Genomic DNA, 16795 nt, shown 5'->3' on the forward strand with positions numbered 1-16795 from the left:
CTCGACCCACCGATTTTAGTCCGCGTCGAGCCCTTGCTCGATCGCATATCGCACCAGTTCGACCCGGTTGTGAAGCTGGAGCTTCTGGAGTGTGTTCTGGACGTGGTTCTGCACGGTCCGGTGCGAGAGCACGAGACGGCCGGCGATCTGCCGGTAGGACAGCCCCTTGGCGACCAGCCGCAGCACCTCGGTCTCCCGGTCGGTCAGCCGCGGCCCCTCGGCCGGCGCGGGCTGGGCGGCGAGCCGCCGGTACTCCCCCAGCACCAGCCCGGCCAGGCCGGGCGTGAACACCGCGTCGCCGTCCGCGGTCCGCCGGACGGCGTCGAGGAACTCCTCCCGGCTCGCCGACTTCACCAGATATCCGGAAGCCCCAGCCTTGACCGCGTCGAGCACATCGTCCTGCTCGGCGCTCGCCGAGAGCACCAGCACCCTCGGCGACGGCGACATCCCGGCCAGCCCCTTGGCCACCTCAGCCCCCGACATGTCGGGCAACCGCAGGTCGAGCACGACCACCTCGGGAAGCACGGCCCCGGCCACGCGGAGCGCCTGCCGTCCCTCGCCCACGGCGGCGACCACCTCGTAGCCCGCCTCGGCCAGATCCCTGGCGACCCCGTCGCGCCACATCGGATGGTCGTCCACCACCATCACCCGCACCATGGCCGCCACTCTAAGGTCGCCGGGCACGACAGCCCAACGCTAGGCGGGGACCGTGAGCTCGATCTCAGTACCCTCTCCCGGGACGCCGGTGATCAGGACGTGTCCGCCGAGACCCTCGATGCGGCCACGGATGGACTGGGAGACGCCTAAGCGGCCGGCCGCGGCGGCCTCCTCCAAACGGCCGGCCGGAATCCCCGGACCCTCGTCGCGGACGCTGACCGTCACCGTGCCGTCCCCCGATTCAGCGAACACCCACGCCCGCGCCGCAGGCCCGCAGTGCGCGCGGACGTTGTCGAGCGCCGCCCCGACGGCCGCCGCCATCTCCTTCGCCACCGGCCCCGGCAGCACCAAGGGGGTGGCCGGGGTCGAGATCGTCACCCGCTCGGAGCCGTAGCGCATGAGCAGCGGCCGCAGATCCGTCACCCCCGTGGGCGGGGGCGCGGGCCGGATGAACAGCGCGCGCAGGGCCGATTCCTGCTGACCGGCGAGACGGCCCAGCTCCGCGGCCTCGCCGCCCAACTCCTGGCCGCGGCGCTGGACCAGCGCCAGGACCTGAAGGACCGAGTCGTGGACGTCGCGCGCCAGCCGGTCGCGTTCGCGCTGCGCCGCCTCCATCTCGACGGCCCGCTGCATGCGTTCCTCCGCCTGCTTGGCCAGCCGCGCCACGTGACCCACCACCACGCCCGTCATGAACAGCAGCACCGCGCCGTTGATCAGGACGGGCGCGTCGGTCCCGCGGACCCGCAGCCACAGGTCCGCCGCCGCCACGACGGCCGCCGCCACCGTGCCGAGCCGCCGCCCGCCGTGCACCGCCCAGGCCAGCACCGGGCCCGCGATCCAGGTGGCCGGGACCGGCATGGCGCCCTCCCCGGACGGCCGGGCGCCCTCCACGTACGGCGAGGCGAGCAGGCAGGCCACGGCCACCAGGAGGTCGAGCACGAGCAGCGGCCACCGGCGCAGCGCCTCGACGGAGTAGGCGAAGATCGCCGCGGCGGTCCACAACCCCATGACACCGATCACCAGCCACCCCGTGAGCGGCTCGGCGTACCCCTGGTGCTGCGCCAGCAACACGGCGGCGTACAGCAGCGAGGCGACCCGGAAAACCGCTATCGCCCGCCAGAACGGCCTCTCAATACCCATGAGCCCTTCTCACGTTTCGACTTGACAAGTTGACAGATAGTCGAGATATCCATGTGAATAGGACAGGTCAACTGGCAGAATCCGGTGCACCCTAATGCAAGGAAACTGACTTAATGTCCGCTGTTAACCATTTCGTCCACGGCCCGCTCACGCCAGTCCTCGCCTACGTGATGTCGTGCATGGGGTCGATGCTCGGACTGCGGCTGACCGCCCAGGCGCACGCCTCTCGAGGCGCATCGCGGATGCGATGGCTGCTCGGGGCGGCCATCTCCATCGGCGGCACCGGCATCTGGGTCATGCACTTCGTCGCCATGATGGGCTTCGAGGTCGAGGGCACGCAGATCAAGTACGACGTGCCGCTCACCGTCGCCTCCGCCGTGGTGGCCATCGTGGTCGTCGGCACCGGCCTGTTCCTGGTCTCGTACGGCGGCGGCCGGGTGCTCGCCCTGCTCGGCGGCGGCCTGCTGACCGGCCTGGGCGTGGCCAGCATGCACTACCTCGGCATGTACGCGATGAACATGTCCGCGCACGTCTCCTATGACCGCAGGATCGTGGTCGCCTCCGTCCTCATCGCCGTGGTCGCCGCGACCGTGGCCCTGTGGTTCACCCTGCGGGTCAAGCGCGCCGTCTGGATCACCGGCGCGGCGCTGGTCATGGGCGTGGCCGTCTCGGGCATGCACTACACCGGCATGTACGCGATGCTGGTCACGGTCGACGCCGAGCCCTCCGCCGTGGCCGGCGCCGACGCCCTCGACTTCCTCGTGCCGCTCATGACCGTGATCAGCCTGATCACGCTGACCATGCTGCTCATGGTCATCCTGTCGCCGTCGGAGCAGGAGCTGCACGAGGACGCCGAGCTCGTGGCCCGGCTGGAGTTGCGCAGGCGCGCCACCCACCAGCAGCAGACCCTCCCCACACCCCCGACGGCACCCGTTCCCCCGCGGCAGCGGCCCGTTCGGCCGCAGCCGATCTTCGGCGCACCCGTCCCCGAGCCGCAGCCGACCTTCGGAACACCTGGATCCCCACACCACCAGGGGTTCCCGCAACAACCGACTCGCCCACAGACACGCCGGAGATAGTTGCAAAACCACCTGAGCCCTGCTCATACTCCCTTATTCACTTTTAAGGGACGTGTGTGCTTATGTCGCCTATCGACCACTTCTCGCATGGGCCGTTGACCCTCCTCCTCGCCTACGGCATATCCAGCGTGGGCTCCATGCTCGGCCTGCTGCTGACCTCGCGGGCCCGGCTGGTCGGCGGCAGGGAGGCCAGGTTCTGGCTGGCGGGCGCGGCGGTAGCCATCGGTGGCACCGGCATCTGGACCATGCACTTCATCGCCATGATGGGCTTCGCGGTGCAGGGCACGATGATCCGCTACGACATGCCGCTCACCGCCGCCTCGGCGGCGCTCGCGGTCGCGGTGGTGGGCGCCGGGCTGTTCATGGTGTCGCGGGGCGGCGAGCGGGCCCCGTACCTGCTCGGCGGCGGCGTCCTGACCGGCGTCGGCGTGGCCGGCATGCACTACCTGGGCATGTACGCGATGAACATGGCGGGCGACGTGAGCTACGACCCGCTGATCGTCGCGCTGTCGGTGCTCATCGCGATCGCCGCGGCCACCGTCGCGCTCTGGTTCACCCTGCGGGTCCGCGGCGCGGTCAAGATCGGTGGCGCGGCCCTGGTCATGGGCGTCGCGGTGACCGGCATGCACTACACGGGGATGTACGCGATGTCGGTGCACGCGCACAGCCCGTCGGCGCCGATCCCCGGCGCGCCGGCCATCGACTTCCTGCTGCCGCTGATCGTCGGGATCAGCGTGATCACCATGGGGCTGCTGCTCGCCGTCATGCTCTCGCCCTCGGAGAAGGAGATGCGCGGGGAGGCGGAGTTCCTCGCCCGGCTGGAGGGCCGCGGCGGGATGGAGGACACCGGCGGGCCGAACGGGCGCGGCAGGCCGGAGAACCGCGGCGGGGGCGCGCCGGATGTGGATCTCTTCGGCACGCCCCGCTCTTGATCTATGTCCTAGGTACGGCCTGCGGCGCGTTAGTGGGCCGCCGACTCGTCGCGGCGCAAGCCGTACCTCGAGGGGGTTGTAGCGGTAACCCCGCTGCTACAGAAGGTACGGCCGCCCGCTTGCAGGCCGCTTTCAATCAGCCGAAGAACACCTCGGCCTCCGCGTAGCGGGACACCGGCACCGTCTTGAGCTCGGCCGTGGCCACGTCGAGCCCGACGCGGACCATGTCGGTGCCGCGCAGCGCCACCATCTTGCCGTAGTCGCCCTCGTGCACCGCGTCGATCGCCTGCAGCCCGAACCTGGTGGCCAGGACCCGGTCGTACGCGGTCGGGGTGCCGCCGCGCTGGATGTGGCCGAGCACGGTGGTGCGGGCCTCCTTGCCGGTGCGCTTCTCGATCTCCTTGGCCAGCACCTCACCGATGCCGCCGAGCCGTACGTGGCCGAACGAGTCGAGCTCGCCGGCCTGCAGCGCCATCTGGCCCTCGATCGGGTGCGCGCCCTCGGCGACCACGAGGATCGGCGAGTAGCGGGTGCGGAAACGCGACTCGACGTATTCGCAGACACGGTCGATGTCGAAGGGCCGCTCGGGGATGAGGATGACGTTGGCGCCACCCGCCATGCCCGCGTGCAGCGCGATCCAGCCCGCGTGCCGGCCCATGACCTCGCAGATGAGCGCCCGGTGGTGGGACTCGGCGGTGGTGTGCAGGCGGTCGATGGCCTCCGTCGCGATGTTGACCGCGGTGTCGAAGCCGAAGGTGTAGTCGGTGCCCGACAGGTCGTTGTCGATCGTCTTGGGCACGCCCACGACCTGGACGTCGCGGTCGTAGAGCTGCTTGGCGACGCCGAGGGTGTCCTCGCCGCCGATGGCGATCAGCGCGTCGACGCCGGTGGCCGCCAGGTTCTCCTTGATGCGGTCGACGCCCCCCTCGATCTTGATGGGGTTGGTCCGCGAAGAGCCGAGAATCGTGCCGCCGCGCGGGAGGATGCCTCGTACGGCCTGAATGTCCAGCGGCATCGTGTCGCCTTCGAGCGGGCCGCGCCAGCCGTCGCGGAACCCGACGAACTCGTGACCGTAGACGCTCACCCCCTTGCGCACGACCGCCCTGATCACCGCGTTGAGACCGGGACAGTCGCCGCCTCCGGTGAGCACTCCGATTCGCATGACGGGTTCCTCCTATGGGTTTCTTGCCATTAGTGAAAACATCAGTTCTTCTAAGCTTTGTCTGAGATGGTCGATACGTGAAGCTCTCGGAGTGGGCGCGGCGGAACGGGGTGCATTACCAGACCGCCTGGCAGTGGGCGCGGGACGGGAAGATGCCGGTCCCGGTGGTCAAGACCGCGACCGGTAGGTACATGGTCCTCGATCGGACGGCGGAGGTCACGGGACGGGCAGTGGCGTACTGCCGCGTCTCCGGCACCGACCAGCTGGCCGAACTCGACCGGCAGGCGGCACGGGTGGTCGCCTTGGCGACCGGGATGGGCCTGACGGTCACCGAGGTCGTCGGCGAGGTCGGCTCGGGCATGGACGGCGACCGGCCGAAGCTCGCCCGGCTGCTGCGCGACGCGTCGGTGGGCGTGATCGTGGTCGAGCGCCGCGACCGGCTCGCCCGGTTCGGGCTGGAGCAGCTGTCGGCCGCGCTGGAGGCCACCGGCCGCCGGATCGTGGTCATCGACGACGACACGGAGGTCGGTGAGGGCGCCGTCCCCGGCGCCCGGGTCGATGACGAGCTGCTGCGGGACATGGCCGAGGTCCTCACCTCGCTCTGCGCCCGATTGTACGGCCGGCGCTCGGCCGCCCGCAGGGCCAGAGCCGCGCTCCGGGCCGCCTTCGAGGCAGCGTGAGGCGGCGCATGGCCCCGGACGGCCGGGGTGCATGCCGATGGAGCCGGCACGAGGATCAATAAGATTCTCCGAACGCTTTTCACAACCAGCATCGCATTCTGCCCGCCCGCGCGGGCAGTGGTCTAGACCAAATCGCGAGCGTAGCGAGCGGAACCCCTTCCGGGAGGCGATTTCGTGAGTGTGTTGGCCATCGACGCCGGGACCACCGGGGTGACGGCGCTCGTCGTGACCGAGGACGGCCGGATCGAGTCCAAGGGCTACGAGGAGTTCGCCCAGCACTTCCCCGAACCCGGCTGGGTCGAGCACAACCCCGAGGACATCTGGCAGGCCACGCTGAGCGCCTGCGCGGCGGCTCTGCGCGCGGCCACGTCCAGGCCGGCCTGCCTCGGCATCACCAACCAGCGGGAGACCGCGGTCCTGTGGGACCGGCGCACGCTGGCCGCGCCGCGCCGCGCGATCGTCTGGCAGGACCGGCGCACCGCGGGCAGCTGCGAGCGGCTGCGCTCGGCCGGCCACGAGCCGCGCGTCTCGGAGCTGACCGGCCTGCGGCTCGACCCCTACTTCACCGCCTCGAAGCTGTCCTGGCTGGCCGAGCACGACCGGGGCTCGTGGGCGGGCGTGCTGTCGGGCGACGTGGTGGTGGGCACCGTCGACTCCTACCTGATCGCCCGCCTCACCGCGGGCGCGCGCCACGTGACCGACCCCTCCAACGCCTCGCGCACCCTGCTGTACGGCCTGGCGTCCGGATCGTGGGAGCCCGAGCTGTGCGAGCTGTTCGGGGTGCCCGAGTCCGCCCTGCCGGAGATCGTGCCCAGTTACGGCCCGATCGGCCGTACCGACCCCGGTGCCTTCCTCGGGCTCGACCTGCCGATCAGCGGCGTGGCGGGTGACCAGCAGGCGGCGCTGTTCGGGCAGACGTGCTTCCGGGTGGGCGAGGTGAAGTGCACCTATGGCACCGGCTCGTTCATCCTGACCAACACCGGCCAGGAGATCGTCCGCTCCGACGCGGGCCTACTCACCACCGTCGCCTGGCAGACGCCGTCGGGCGACATCACGTACGCGCTGGAGGGCTCGATCTTCGTGACCGGCGCGGCCGTGCAGTGGCTGCGCGACGGGCTGGGGCTGATCGGCACCGCGCCGGAGTCGGAGGCGGTGGCCCGCACGGTGCCCGACAGCGGCGGCGTGGTGTTCGTGCCCGCTCTGACCGGGCTCGGCGCGCCGTACTGGGACCCGGAGGCGCGCGGCCTGATCACCGGCATCACGCGCGGCACCACCAGGGCCCACCTGGTCAGGGCGACGCTGGAGGCGATCGCCTTCGAGGTGCGCGACGTGGTCGAGGTGATGACGGGCAAGTCCGCACCGGCGCCCAACGGCGCGGGGTCCGCGCCCGCGTCCAACAGCGCCGGGTCCGCGCCGATGTTCAAGGCCGACGGCGGGGCCAGCGGCAACGACCTGCTCATGCAGATGCAGGCGGACCAGCTCGGCACGGTCGTGGAGCGGCCGGTGGTCCAGGAGACGACCGGGCTGGGAGCGGCGTTCCTGGCGGGTCTCGGCTCGGGCGTCTGGGGATCGGCGGACGAGTTGCGCGAGACGTGGCGGCTGGACCGCCGTTTCGAGCCGGGAACCCGCGACGACGCCGCGTACGAGCGATGGCGGGCGGCCGTCGCACTGGCGTCAACCCAGGGTTGACGATCCAGAATCGTCAACCTATGGTTGACCCATGGATCAGACCGTACGTCTCGACGACCTCATCAACGCGATCAAGAGCCGTCACCGCGACGATGACCCCCTGGGCCAGCTCTCCGACGCCGTGACGCTGGGCGAGCACCTCGGCGAGGTGGCCGACCACCTCATCGGCCACTTCGTCGACCGGGCCCGGCACTCCGGCGCCTCCTGGACCGAGATCGGCCGCAGCATGGGCGTGACCAAGCAGGCCGTCCAGAAACGGTTCGTGGCCAAGGAGGGAGGCGTGGCCGAAGACCTCCTCTCCTATGGCCGCTACACCAAGCGGGCGCAGACGGTCATCGTGGAGTCCGAGAAGGCGGCCAAGAGCGCGGGCAGCGCGTACATCGAGCCCGAGCACCTCGTGCTCGGGCTGCTGCGCGAGCCGGAAGCGCTGGCGGCCAAGGCCATGGTGACGCTCGGCGCGCCGCTGGACCGGGTCGAGGAGGTCATGAAGGCCTTGCTCAAGCCGGCGAGCGCGACCGCGCCCGACAAGCCGCCTTTCGCCCCGCAGACCACGAAGGCCCTGGAGCTGACGCTGCGCGAGGCCCTGCGGCTCGGCCACAACTTCATCGGCACCGAGCACCTGCTGCTCGGCGTGCTGTCACTCGGCGGAGGCCCGGCCCCGGCCGCGCTCGACGGACTCGGGGTGACCACGGAGGGCGCCGAGCGCGAGATCAAGCGACTGCTCGCCGAGCTCCTCCTCGAGCGCGACAAGAAGTCCTAAGGTGCCCCCACCGGGCCCTGGGCGAACCTGGTCAGGATGTTGCGCGTCGCGTGGCGGGTGAAGGGGGCGGCGGCCTTGGTCACCCCGTGGCCGCACTGCCTTCCCCGCATCCCGCACACCCAGCGCATCGTGCCCGAGGCGAACACCCCGGCTCCTCCCGGGGCCGTGTAGTAGGTGCTGTCGGAAGCCGTCGCCCGGCCGCCGCAGTTGACCGGCGAGTGGGCCAGCACCTTGACGTTCCGCGGCGAATCGGTGGACACCTTGTCCGTCTCGACGCCCGCCAGGCCGGGGAAGCGTCTGCCCCGGGTCCCCTCGAAGATCCAGTGGCCGGGCCTGCGCACCACGTAGGTCGCTTCGGCGGGGAAGCAGTCGTACTGCTGCCCCACCAACGCGCTCTCCGGCGCGGACGCCCGCCAGAGCGGGCACTGGCTCTCCTTGTCGCACATGATCATCCGGCCGTACAGCCCGATCCGCCAGTAGACGGCGTTGGCGCCGAGGAAGGCCAGGTTCGTGCCGGCGTCGCGGGCGCGGGTGACGGTGGCGCGCATGGCGGGCGACCAGTACTCGTCGTGCCCCAGGGACACCACGGCCCTGGCCCCGTCGAGCACGCCGGGCCGCAGGTCCAGGCTGGTCAGGTAGGCCAGCGGCACCCCGGTCCGCTCGGCCAGCGCGATCGCGGACCGCTCGAAGTCGAGGAAGAGCCGCGCGCCGGAGGTGTCGTAGGGCCGGTCGAAGGTCACCTTGCGCGAGCGGTCGTCGAACCCGCCCGGGCCCTGGTAGAGGCTGCGGCCGCCCCACACGTTGTACGCCTGCCAGGTGGTCACCGCATTGACCAGCACCACCCGCCCCCGAGTCGAGGCCGAGCGCACGGTGATCGGGACGTAGCGCTGGCCGCCGGTGGAGGCGTCGAGGCGCAGCAGGTAGGCGCCCTCCCGCCAGCCGGTGGTGTCGACGGTGAGCGAGGACTTCCAGTGGGCGGCCGTGACCATGCCCTCCACCGTCTGGGGCGGCGCCTGGCGTACCCCTGGGAGACGGCCGGAGCGCCACACCTCGGCCGGGCGGGCGCCCATGCGGAAGGCGTACGCGGTGAAGTGCGGCGCGGTCGTGGAGACGCGTATCCGGAACCGTTCGCCGGGCAGCACGCTGACGCGGTCGGCGTATCCCTCGATCTCGTGTTCCGCGCCGCGCTCGGTGATGCGCCAGTGCGCCGGACGGACGGCGGGCGCGTCCGTGGGCGGGGTGGCTCGCGGAGCCGAGACCGGAGGTGACGGGTGAGCCGGTGCGGCGGGGACTCCGCCGCACGCGGTCACCAGCAGGAGCAGGACGACGAGGGACTTTCGCACAGCGCACCATGGTCACGACCGGCCGCCCTCCGGGCCCGCGACTTGGCGAAGTCCTTACCCCGGCAGCACGCAAGAAGGACTTTCGACCTCCAGCACCTGCCCCGTCGGCTCGGGCACGCCGTCCTTCAGCGCGAACTCGGTGACCACTCCCGAGTGCTGGTTGGCCACGTACAGGCGGTCGCCGTCGATGGCGAAGTGCCGGGGCCACTCGCCGCCCGACGGCACCTCGGCCACCAGCGACAGGTCGTCGGCCCGCAGCACGGTGATCGTGTTGGGGCCGCGGTTGGCCACGTACAGGAATTCCCCCTCGAGATCGAGGTGGGAGGGATGGTTGACGCCCTCGGCCCGTGAGGCGAGGGTGCCCGCCGACTTCTCGCCGTCGATGAGCGTGACGATGCCGTCGAGCTCGCCGACGACGTACAGGCGCGAACCGGAGAAGACCATGTGGCGCGGCCCGGTGCCCGGGGACAGGCGGATCGGCTCCTGCGCCTCGCCCTCGGGGGTGTAGCGGCGGATCTGGTCGGTGCCCAGGTCGGAGACGTACAGCAGGCCGTCGTGGAAGACCGTCTGGTGGGCGTGCGGGCCCTGCTGGCGCTCGGGGTCCGGTCCGGAGCCCTCGTGGCTCAGCACGATCGGGCGTCCCTCGAACGCGCCGCGGGAGTCGAGGTGGTGCAGGCTCACCACGCCGTCGCCGTAGTTGGCGACGGCGAGCAGCGTGCCCTCCGGATCGACCGCCACGTGGCAGGGGCTGTCGCCCATGCTGGGCCGCTCGTCCAGCGGGACGAGCGTGCCCGCCTCGACGCTGAACGCGCTCAGCCAGCCCTGGGCCAGCTCGCCCACCGCGTACAACACCGGCAGCTTCGGGTGCGCTGCCAGGAACGAGGACGAGGTGAGCCGGGTCAGCTCTCCGCCGGGGGTGACGATGCCAGGCCCATATCCGCCTATATACAGGTGCTTCACAGAAGGCATCTTCTCATGGTTGACTAAGGCAATGAGTTCGTTGACAAAGGCAAGAGTTTCCGAGATCAGGGCCTTCAACCGCTTCTATACGAAGGTCATCGGTGTCCTCCAGGCCGGGATGCACGACTCGCCGTACTCGCTCGCCGAGTGCCGGGTGCTGTTCGAGCTCGGGCACGCGGGCCGGCTGGAGACGGGCGAGCTGCGCGCCCTCCTAGGCCTCGACGCGGGCTACCTGAGCAGGATCCTGACCCGCCTCGAGGGCGACGGCCTGATCTCCAGGGAACGCTCGGCCACCGACGCCCGCAAGCAGCTGATCCGGCTCAGCACGGCGGGCGTCGAGGCGTTCGGGCTGCTGGACCTGCGGTCGGACGAGGAGGCCGAGCGGCTGCTGACCGCGCTGCCGGAGCAGGGGCAGGAGCGCCTGATCGCCGCCATGGCCACGATCAGGGCGCTGCTGGAGGGCACCGGCGAGCGCGAGCCGTACGTGATCAGGCCCCCGCGCACCGGCGACCTGAGCTGGGTCGTCTACCGGCACGGCGTCCTCTACAGCCAGGAGTACGGCTGGGGCATGGACTTCGAGCGGCTGGTCGCCAGGATCATCGGCGGGTACGACCCGTCGCGCGACATGGGCTGGATCGCCGAGGTCGGCGGGGAGCCCGCCGGGTGCGTGTTCTGCGTACGCGAGAACGACACCACCGCGCGGCTCCGGCTGCTGCTGGTCGAGCCGTCCGCCCGCGGGCTGGGCCTGGGCGGACGGCTCGTCGACGAGTGCCTGCGCCATGCCAAGGCCGAGGGCTACAAGCGGATCACCCTGTGGACCCGCGACTGCCTGGTGAGCGCGCTGCGCCTCTACCAGGCCGCCGGGTTCGAGCTGGAGTCGGAGCACAAGGGGATGGAGAACGGGGTCGAGATCACCGAGCAGGAGTGGAGCCGCGACCTCTAAGGGCCACCTGGCCTCTGCCATCGGCGCCAGGCTGAGGGGCCGGACGCGTGGCGGCCCGCTCAGGCGCGGAAGGGGCCGGCCACCTCGAAGGTGCGGCCGTCGTCGCGGCCCCGTCTGGCCGAGAAGTAGAGTCGCCCGCCGCCGGGCGCGAACGCCAGCCCCGTGAGCTCGGCCCCGCTCGGGCCGCCGAGCTTGAGGAACGGCGTGACCTCCCGATCGGGCGTGATGAGGTCGATCTCCGTCGACTGCCTGGCGACGTACAGGTCGCCCGACGGTGCCGCGGTGATGGCGCGTACGCCGTCGCAGATCCGGTCGAGCGTGGAGGTCTCGGCGTCGTAGGCCCACAGGCCGCTGTCGCCCTCGGTGGTGAAGTAGCAGACGCCGCCCGCGTAGTGGCAGCCCTCGCCGCCGTCGAAGTGGCGGGCGTCCTCTATCTGATGGCGCGTGGCCTTGAGCAGAGCGGCGGGCGACGGCACCGGCTTCCAGTCGCCGCCGTCGCAGAGCACCTCCAGGGTGCCCTCAGTGAGATCGCCCCAATCGCCCGGCCTGAAACGGTAGAAGCACCCGTCGGGCTCCCCCTCCGTCAGGTAGACGACCTGCCGGTCGGGGTCGCAGGCGGCGGCCTCGTGCTTGAAGCGGCCCATGGCCAGGCGGGGACGCCCGGCGCGGGCGCCGTAGGGGTCGCATTCGAAGACCCGGCCGCGGTGGCCGAGCTCGCACGAGAGCCAGCTGTCCCACGGCGTCGCGCCGCCCGCGCGGTTGAGGTCGGTGCCGGACAGGATGCGGTACGCGTCCGCGATCGAACCGTCGGCACGGAAGCGGAGCGCGGACGCGCCGCCGAGCAGCGGCAGCTCGGAGTTGGACACGTAGATCCAGCCGGTGCCGTCGGGGAAGCACGCACCACCGTCGGGCGCCGCGTGCCAGGTCAGCCCGGCCACTTTCTGGCCCGAGCGGGCCACGATCCGGCCGCTGAACCCCCCGGGCAAGGCCAGATCGTCGCCGCCGGGCGGCTCCAGGGGGCCATACGGGCTCATCCCGTCCTGCCGGAGCGGACCCGTGCGGAGGAGCGTCTTGCTGGACATCGTGGAGCCTCCCTCTAAGTGCCACGCTAGTCGACCTCACCGACATGAATGACAGGGATGTGCGGGATCAAACTCTGCGCGAACCTCAGGCGTGATCCGGTGACACCAGCACGACCCACTTCGGCACGACCCACTTCGGCACGAGGCGGCCACGGCCCGGGAGCGGGCGGGCGGGCTCCCGGGCCGTGTGTGGTGCCGAGGTCAGCGCTGGGCCTGGAACATCCAGTGCTGCTTGTCGATGTCCTGAGCCACGGCGATGAGCAGGTCCTGGGAGACGGGGTCCGGCTCGTCGGTCGCGGCGATGCGCTCGCGCATCCGGTTGCCGATGCTCTCCAGGATGTCCGTCATCGTCGCCACGACCTTGCCGTCCTCGATCCACCCGTTCTCCGGCTGCGAGAGCTTGGTGGACTTGGCGACGGTGGCCGCGCGGCCGTCCGGGCTGATTCCCAGGGCGACGGCGCGTTCGGCGATGGTGTCGGCGTGCTCGCGGGCCAAGGCGGTGAGCTCGTCGAGCTGGAGGTGGATCTGCCGGAAGTGCGGGCCGGTCAGGTTCCAGTGCATCTGCTTGGCGAGCAGCGAGAGATCGATGAGATCGACCAGTGCTCCCTGGAGGGCCTTCGCGACCGTGTTCTTCGCGTCGCCCGAGAGCGGACCGGTGATCGTAGCCATGATGTGCTCCTCCCCCTGAGGGTCTTCTACAGAGAACGCCCCTCCTGCCCGCTGCCTTCCGATTGACACTGCAATAGTGACAGTGTAATTGTGAAGGTATGAGCGACACCTGGACCATCCGCGAGCTGGCGGAGCACGCCGCCGACGCGTTGCGCGCCCACGCGCAGCCGCTCAACGGCCGGGTTCGCGACGTGCCCGGTGAGCGCTTGATCAGGTGGTACACCACGATCGGCCTCGTCGACCCACCGCTGACCAGGCGCGGCAGGATCGCCCAGTACGGCAGGCGGCACCTGCTGCAGCTCGTGGCCATCAAGCGGCTCCAGGCCGCCGGGCGGTCGATCGCGGAGATCCAGACCGCCCTGACCGGCGCGACGGACTCCACTCTGGAACAGACGGCCCGTCCCGGATGGTCGCCTTTGGACGAGGACATCGCGGCGCTGGAGGCCGTTGTGGGCGACGCGACGACCGAGGCAACGGCGCCCCAGAGTGCGGGATCTCCCGATGTGGCGGGACTCCCGAACGGCGAGACACCCGAGGCGACGACCCCCCACGACGTCACGGCGGCCGGAGCCGGGAGCCCACGTGGCCGTTTCTGGGCCGAACGTCCAGCCGACGGCACCGGCCCCGCCCTTCCGCATCCACGTCCCGCCGACGGTCCCTTGCCCACCGACACTCCGATGCCCGCTGGCACTCCCCTGCCCGCCAACGCGCCTCTGCCTGTCGACACCTTCTTGTCCCCTGGCACTCCCCTGCCCGCCAACGGTCCCTTGCCCGTCGCCACTCCCTATCCCGCCGCCACTCCCCCGCCCCCCAGTACGGCCCTGCCCTCCGGCGCCGCCACGCCCGGCGGCGCTCTCCGGCCTGCCGGCCCTCCCCCGCCCAGCGATACCGGCCGACCCGCACGTGTCGCCCAGCCCAGTGGCGCGCTGGTGCATGGGGTCAGGCTCGCTGACGGGGTCACGCTCGTGCTCGACGGCGCCGGCCGTACCCCGGCTGACGACGACATCCAGGCGGTACTCGCCGCGGCGGCGCCGCTGCTGGCGCTGCTCGAAGAGAGGAAGCTGATATGAAGATCACTTCGCTGGAGCCCGCCCGGTGCCTGCCGGTGCCGGACGCCGGATTCGGCGCGCTGCGGACCGCGCGCGGGAACCTGCCCCTGGAGAGCGTGGCCGTGTCCGCCGACATCTCCGGATTGGTCGCCGGGGTCGAGGTGACGCAGGGCTTCCGCAATCCGTACGACGTCACGCTGGAGGCCACGTACGTCTTCCCGCTGCCCGACCGGGCGGCGGTGACGGGGTTCAGGATGGAGGCCGACGACCGGGTGATCGAGGGCGTGCTCAAGGAGCGCGGCCAGGCCAGAGCCGACTACGACCAGGCGCTGCGTGAGGGGAAGCGGGCCGCGATCGCCGAGGAGGACCGGCCCGACGTGTTCACGATCAGGGTGGGCAACCTGCTGCCCGGCGAGCGGGTGACGGTCCGGCTCACGCTGAGCCAGCCGCTGCCGTACGAGGACGGCGCGGCCACGTTCCGCTTCCCGCTGGTCGTCGCGCCCCGCTACATTCCGGGCACCCCGCTCGACGGCCCCAGCTCGGGTGACGGCACCGCGCCCGACACCGACGCGGTGCCCGACGCGTCGCGCATCACACCGCCGGTGCTGCTGCCCGGCTTCCCCGACCCGGTACGCCTGTCGCTGACGGCGACCATCGACGCCGCCGGGCTGGACCTGCGCGAAATGGCCTCCAGCCTGCACGTGGTCGAGGAAGAGGTCCACGAAGAAGAGGGCCATACGGTACGGCTGCGGCCCGGCGAGCGGCTGGACCGCGACTTCATCCTGCGGCTGTCGTTCGACGCCTCGACCGCGCTGCAGCTGGACGGCCGGGGCGCGTTCTCGCTGACCGTGCTGCCCCCGGCGCTGGAGTCGCCGCGCGCGCCGCGTGACCTCGTACTCCTGCTGGACCGCTCAGGCAGCATGGGCGGCTGGAAAATGGTCGCCGCGCGCCGGGCCGCGGCGCGGATCGTCGACACGCTGACCGAGCAGGACCGGTTCGCGGTGCTGACGTTCGACTCGGTGGTGGAGCAGGCGTTCGAGGGGCTCGTGGCGGCCTCGGACCGCAACCGCTACCGCGCCGTCGAACACCTCTCACGGGTGGACGCCCGCGGCGGCACCGAACTGCTGGAGCCGCTCCGCCAGGCCATCTCCCTGCTCCACGACCAGGCCGGGCGGGAACGCGTCCTCGTGCTGGTCACCGACGGGCAGGTGGGCCACGAGGACCAGATACTGGAGCAGACCGGCGGCGCCCTGTCGGCGATGCGGGTACACACTGTCGGCATCGACCGGGCGGTGAACGCCGGGTTCCTGGGCCGGCTGGCCGGTCTGGGCGCGGGCCGCTGCGAGCTGGTCGAGTCGGAGGACCGCCTGGACGCCGCCATGGAACAGATCCACCGGCGCATCGGCGCGCCCCTGGTGACCGACCTGTCGCTCAAGGACCTCGATGTGGAGCCCGGCACGGTCAGCCACCTGGGCTCCATCTTCCCCGGCGTCCCGCTGCGGGTACACGGCCGCTACCGGAACGGCTCGTCCGTGACCGTACGCGGGCTGGCCTCGGGCACCCCGTGGGAGCAGCAGGTGACGGGCACCGTGGTCGACAACCCGGCGATCCGCGCCGTCTGGGCCCGCGCGCACCTGCGCGAGCTGGAGGACCGCTACGCCATGGGCGAGCACGAGCTGGAGGCGCAGATCGTCCGGGTCTCGCTGGAGAACGGCGTCCTGTGCCGCTTCACCGCCTACGTGGCGGTCGACACCAGGAAGGTGGCGGAAGGCGAGCCGGAGCACCGCGTCATCCAGCCCGTGGAGCCGCCGAGCGGCTGGGAGCTGCCGCAGAACCCGCCGATGATGCCGTTCATGGCCCAGGCCGCGGTGATGGCCGCGCCGTCGTTCCGCGCCAGGTCGGTGCCCGCCCCGGGCTTCGCCCCCGGCCAGGGCCACGGCCTCGCGGGCGGCACCCAGGAGACGGGCGCTTCAGACACAGCCGGGGGCATCGACTGGGACACGGAAGCGGGCCCCGGCGGCACTCCGGGCGGCGCGGGCGGCGCTCCGAGCGCTCCGAGCGGTGGCGCGGACGGTGCTCCGAGAGGTGGCGCGGGCCGCGGCTTCGGTGGCGGCTCGGCCGGTGGGCGGATGAGCCCGCCGCCGCGGTTCGCCCCGCCCCCGGCTCCGCGGCCGGGCGCATCCGGGCTGGAGTCGGTCAGGCCGCAGTTGGTCGTCGAGCTCGACCGGCTCAAGGCGCTGCTCGGCGGCACCGACCCGCTCTACCTGGCGGACCTGGGCTCCCGGCTCTCGGCGCTGGCCGCCTTCCTGGGCGGGCACCCGGAACTGTCCGCCCTGGCCCAGGAGCTCCAGGCGGCGGAACTGCCGGGCACCGACGCCGAAGCGCTGAGGACGCACGCCATCGAGGTGCTCACCGCACTCACCAGCGGATCGTCCACACCGGGTTCGTCCGCACCGAGTACGCCGCCCCGCCGCCCGTTCTGGAAGCGCACCTGACCGGACCGGCGAGCAACCTGTGGCGGGGGGGGGGGGCGCGGGGGGGCCCCCCCCCCCCCCCCCCCCGGCCCGGCCGCAGAGAGGGGTGCCACCAATGTTGGCGACACCCCCAAAAAAACACGCAAAAAGAAGAAAAGACAGGGAAGAACACCCAA

Annotated in this window: 15 protein-coding genes; 8 read left to right on the forward strand and 7 right to left on the reverse strand. The window is 71.5% G+C overall.

The annotated features are described in order from the left end of the window. Nucleotides 1-15: 15 nt before the first annotated feature. Together AB0F17_RS10090 and AB0F17_RS10095 are read right to left on the reverse strand one after the other, a co-directional pair. A complete protein-coding gene (locus tag AB0F17_RS10090; protein WP_358019220.1) occupies nt 16-657 on the reverse strand; it encodes a response regulator transcription factor in 642 nt (213 codons plus the stop codon). A 39-nt stretch (nt 658-696) separates the two neighbouring features. Continuing rightward, complete coding sequence (locus AB0F17_RS10095; protein ID WP_358019223.1) at nt 697-1797, reverse strand: DUF5931 domain-containing protein; 1101 nt, start codon at nt 1795-1797, stop codon at nt 697-699. Nucleotides 1798-1910: 113 nt separating this feature from the next. On the opposite strand from AB0F17_RS10095, the gene AB0F17_RS10100 reads away from it, so the two are divergent. Together AB0F17_RS10100 and AB0F17_RS10105 are read left to right on the forward strand one after the other, a co-directional pair. Further along, complete coding sequence (locus AB0F17_RS10100; RefSeq protein ID WP_358019226.1) at nt 1911-2876, forward strand: MHYT domain-containing protein; 966 nt, start codon at nt 1911-1913, stop codon at nt 2874-2876. 95 nt (nt 2877-2971) lie between these two features. Further along, on the forward strand, nt 2972-3808 hold the full coding sequence (locus AB0F17_RS10105) for an MHYT domain-containing protein (RefSeq protein WP_358019229.1): 837 nt from the start codon (nt 2972-2974) through the stop codon (nt 3806-3808). 136 nt (nt 3809-3944) lie between these two features. On the opposite strand, the gene AB0F17_RS10110 is transcribed toward AB0F17_RS10105, so the two are convergent. Beyond that, nucleotides 3945-4970 (reverse strand): 6-phosphofructokinase, encoded by a 1026-nt coding sequence (locus AB0F17_RS10110; RefSeq protein ID WP_358019232.1) that lies wholly within the window; start codon nt 4968-4970, stop codon nt 3945-3947. Between the two features lie 77 nt (nt 4971-5047). Between AB0F17_RS10110 and AB0F17_RS10115 the strand changes: the two genes are divergently transcribed. The 3 genes from AB0F17_RS10115 (at nt 5048) to AB0F17_RS10125 (ending at nt 8099) form a co-directional block, all read left to right on the forward strand. Then, nucleotides 5048-5650, forward strand: coding sequence for an IS607 family transposase (locus AB0F17_RS10115; RefSeq protein WP_358019235.1), 603 nt, complete (start codon nt 5048-5050; stop codon nt 5648-5650). Between the two features lie 174 nt (nt 5651-5824). Beyond that, nucleotides 5825-7339 (forward strand): glycerol kinase, encoded by a 1515-nt coding sequence (locus AB0F17_RS10120; RefSeq protein WP_358019238.1) that lies wholly within the window; start codon nt 5825-5827, stop codon nt 7337-7339. A gap of 31 nt (nt 7340-7370) precedes the next feature. Further along, entirely contained in the window at nt 7371-8099 is a 729-nt protein-coding gene (locus AB0F17_RS10125; protein ID WP_358019241.1) for a Clp protease N-terminal domain-containing protein, read from the forward strand. On the opposite strand, the gene AB0F17_RS10130 is transcribed toward AB0F17_RS10125, so the two are convergent. Continuing rightward, nucleotides 8096-9442 carry a N,N-dimethylformamidase beta subunit family domain-containing protein gene (locus AB0F17_RS10130; protein WP_358019244.1) on the reverse strand — a complete coding sequence of 449 codons (1347 nt, stop codon included), beginning with the start codon at nt 9440-9442 and terminating at the stop codon, nt 8096-8098. The genes AB0F17_RS10125 and AB0F17_RS10130 overlap by 4 nt on opposite strands. A gap of 54 nt (nt 9443-9496) precedes the next feature. Further along, a complete protein-coding gene (locus tag AB0F17_RS10135; RefSeq protein ID WP_358019247.1) occupies nt 9497-10411 on the reverse strand; it encodes a lactonase family protein in 915 nt (304 codons plus the stop codon). A gap of 22 nt (nt 10412-10433) precedes the next feature. Between AB0F17_RS10135 and AB0F17_RS10140 the strand changes: the two genes are divergently transcribed. Further along, nucleotides 10434-11345, forward strand: coding sequence for a helix-turn-helix domain-containing GNAT family N-acetyltransferase (locus AB0F17_RS10140; protein WP_358019250.1), 912 nt, complete (start codon nt 10434-10436; stop codon nt 11343-11345). A gap of 59 nt (nt 11346-11404) precedes the next feature. On the opposite strand, the gene AB0F17_RS10145 is transcribed toward AB0F17_RS10140, so the two are convergent. Both AB0F17_RS10145 and AB0F17_RS10150 read right to left on the reverse strand, forming a co-directional pair. Next, nucleotides 11405-12427 carry an alkaline phosphatase PhoX gene (locus AB0F17_RS10145; protein WP_358019253.1) on the reverse strand — a complete coding sequence of 341 codons (1023 nt, stop codon included), beginning with the start codon at nt 12425-12427 and terminating at the stop codon, nt 11405-11407. A 201-nt stretch (nt 12428-12628) separates the two neighbouring features. Next, the gene (locus tag AB0F17_RS10150; protein WP_358019256.1) at nt 12629-13096 is read right to left on the reverse strand and encodes a DNA starvation/stationary phase protection protein; all 468 of its coding nucleotides are present in this window, start codon (nt 13094-13096) and stop codon (nt 12629-12631) included. A gap of 98 nt (nt 13097-13194) precedes the next feature. Between AB0F17_RS10150 and AB0F17_RS10155 the strand changes: the two genes are divergently transcribed. Together AB0F17_RS10155 and AB0F17_RS10160 are read left to right on the forward strand one after the other, a co-directional pair. Then, nucleotides 13195-14166, forward strand: coding sequence for a MerR family transcriptional regulator (locus tag AB0F17_RS10155; RefSeq protein ID WP_358019259.1), 972 nt, complete (start codon nt 13195-13197; stop codon nt 14164-14166). Continuing rightward, a complete protein-coding gene (locus tag AB0F17_RS10160; protein ID WP_358019262.1) occupies nt 14163-16640 on the forward strand; it encodes a VIT domain-containing protein in 2478 nt (825 codons plus the stop codon). The genes AB0F17_RS10155 and AB0F17_RS10160 overlap by 4 nt, the downstream gene beginning before the upstream one ends. Nucleotides 16641-16795: the final 155 nt, after the last annotated feature.

Origin of the sequence: Nonomuraea sp. NPDC026600, from assembly GCF_040638335.1 — a bacterium.
Lineage (GTDB): Bacteria > Actinomycetota > Actinomycetes > Streptosporangiales > Streptosporangiaceae > Nonomuraea.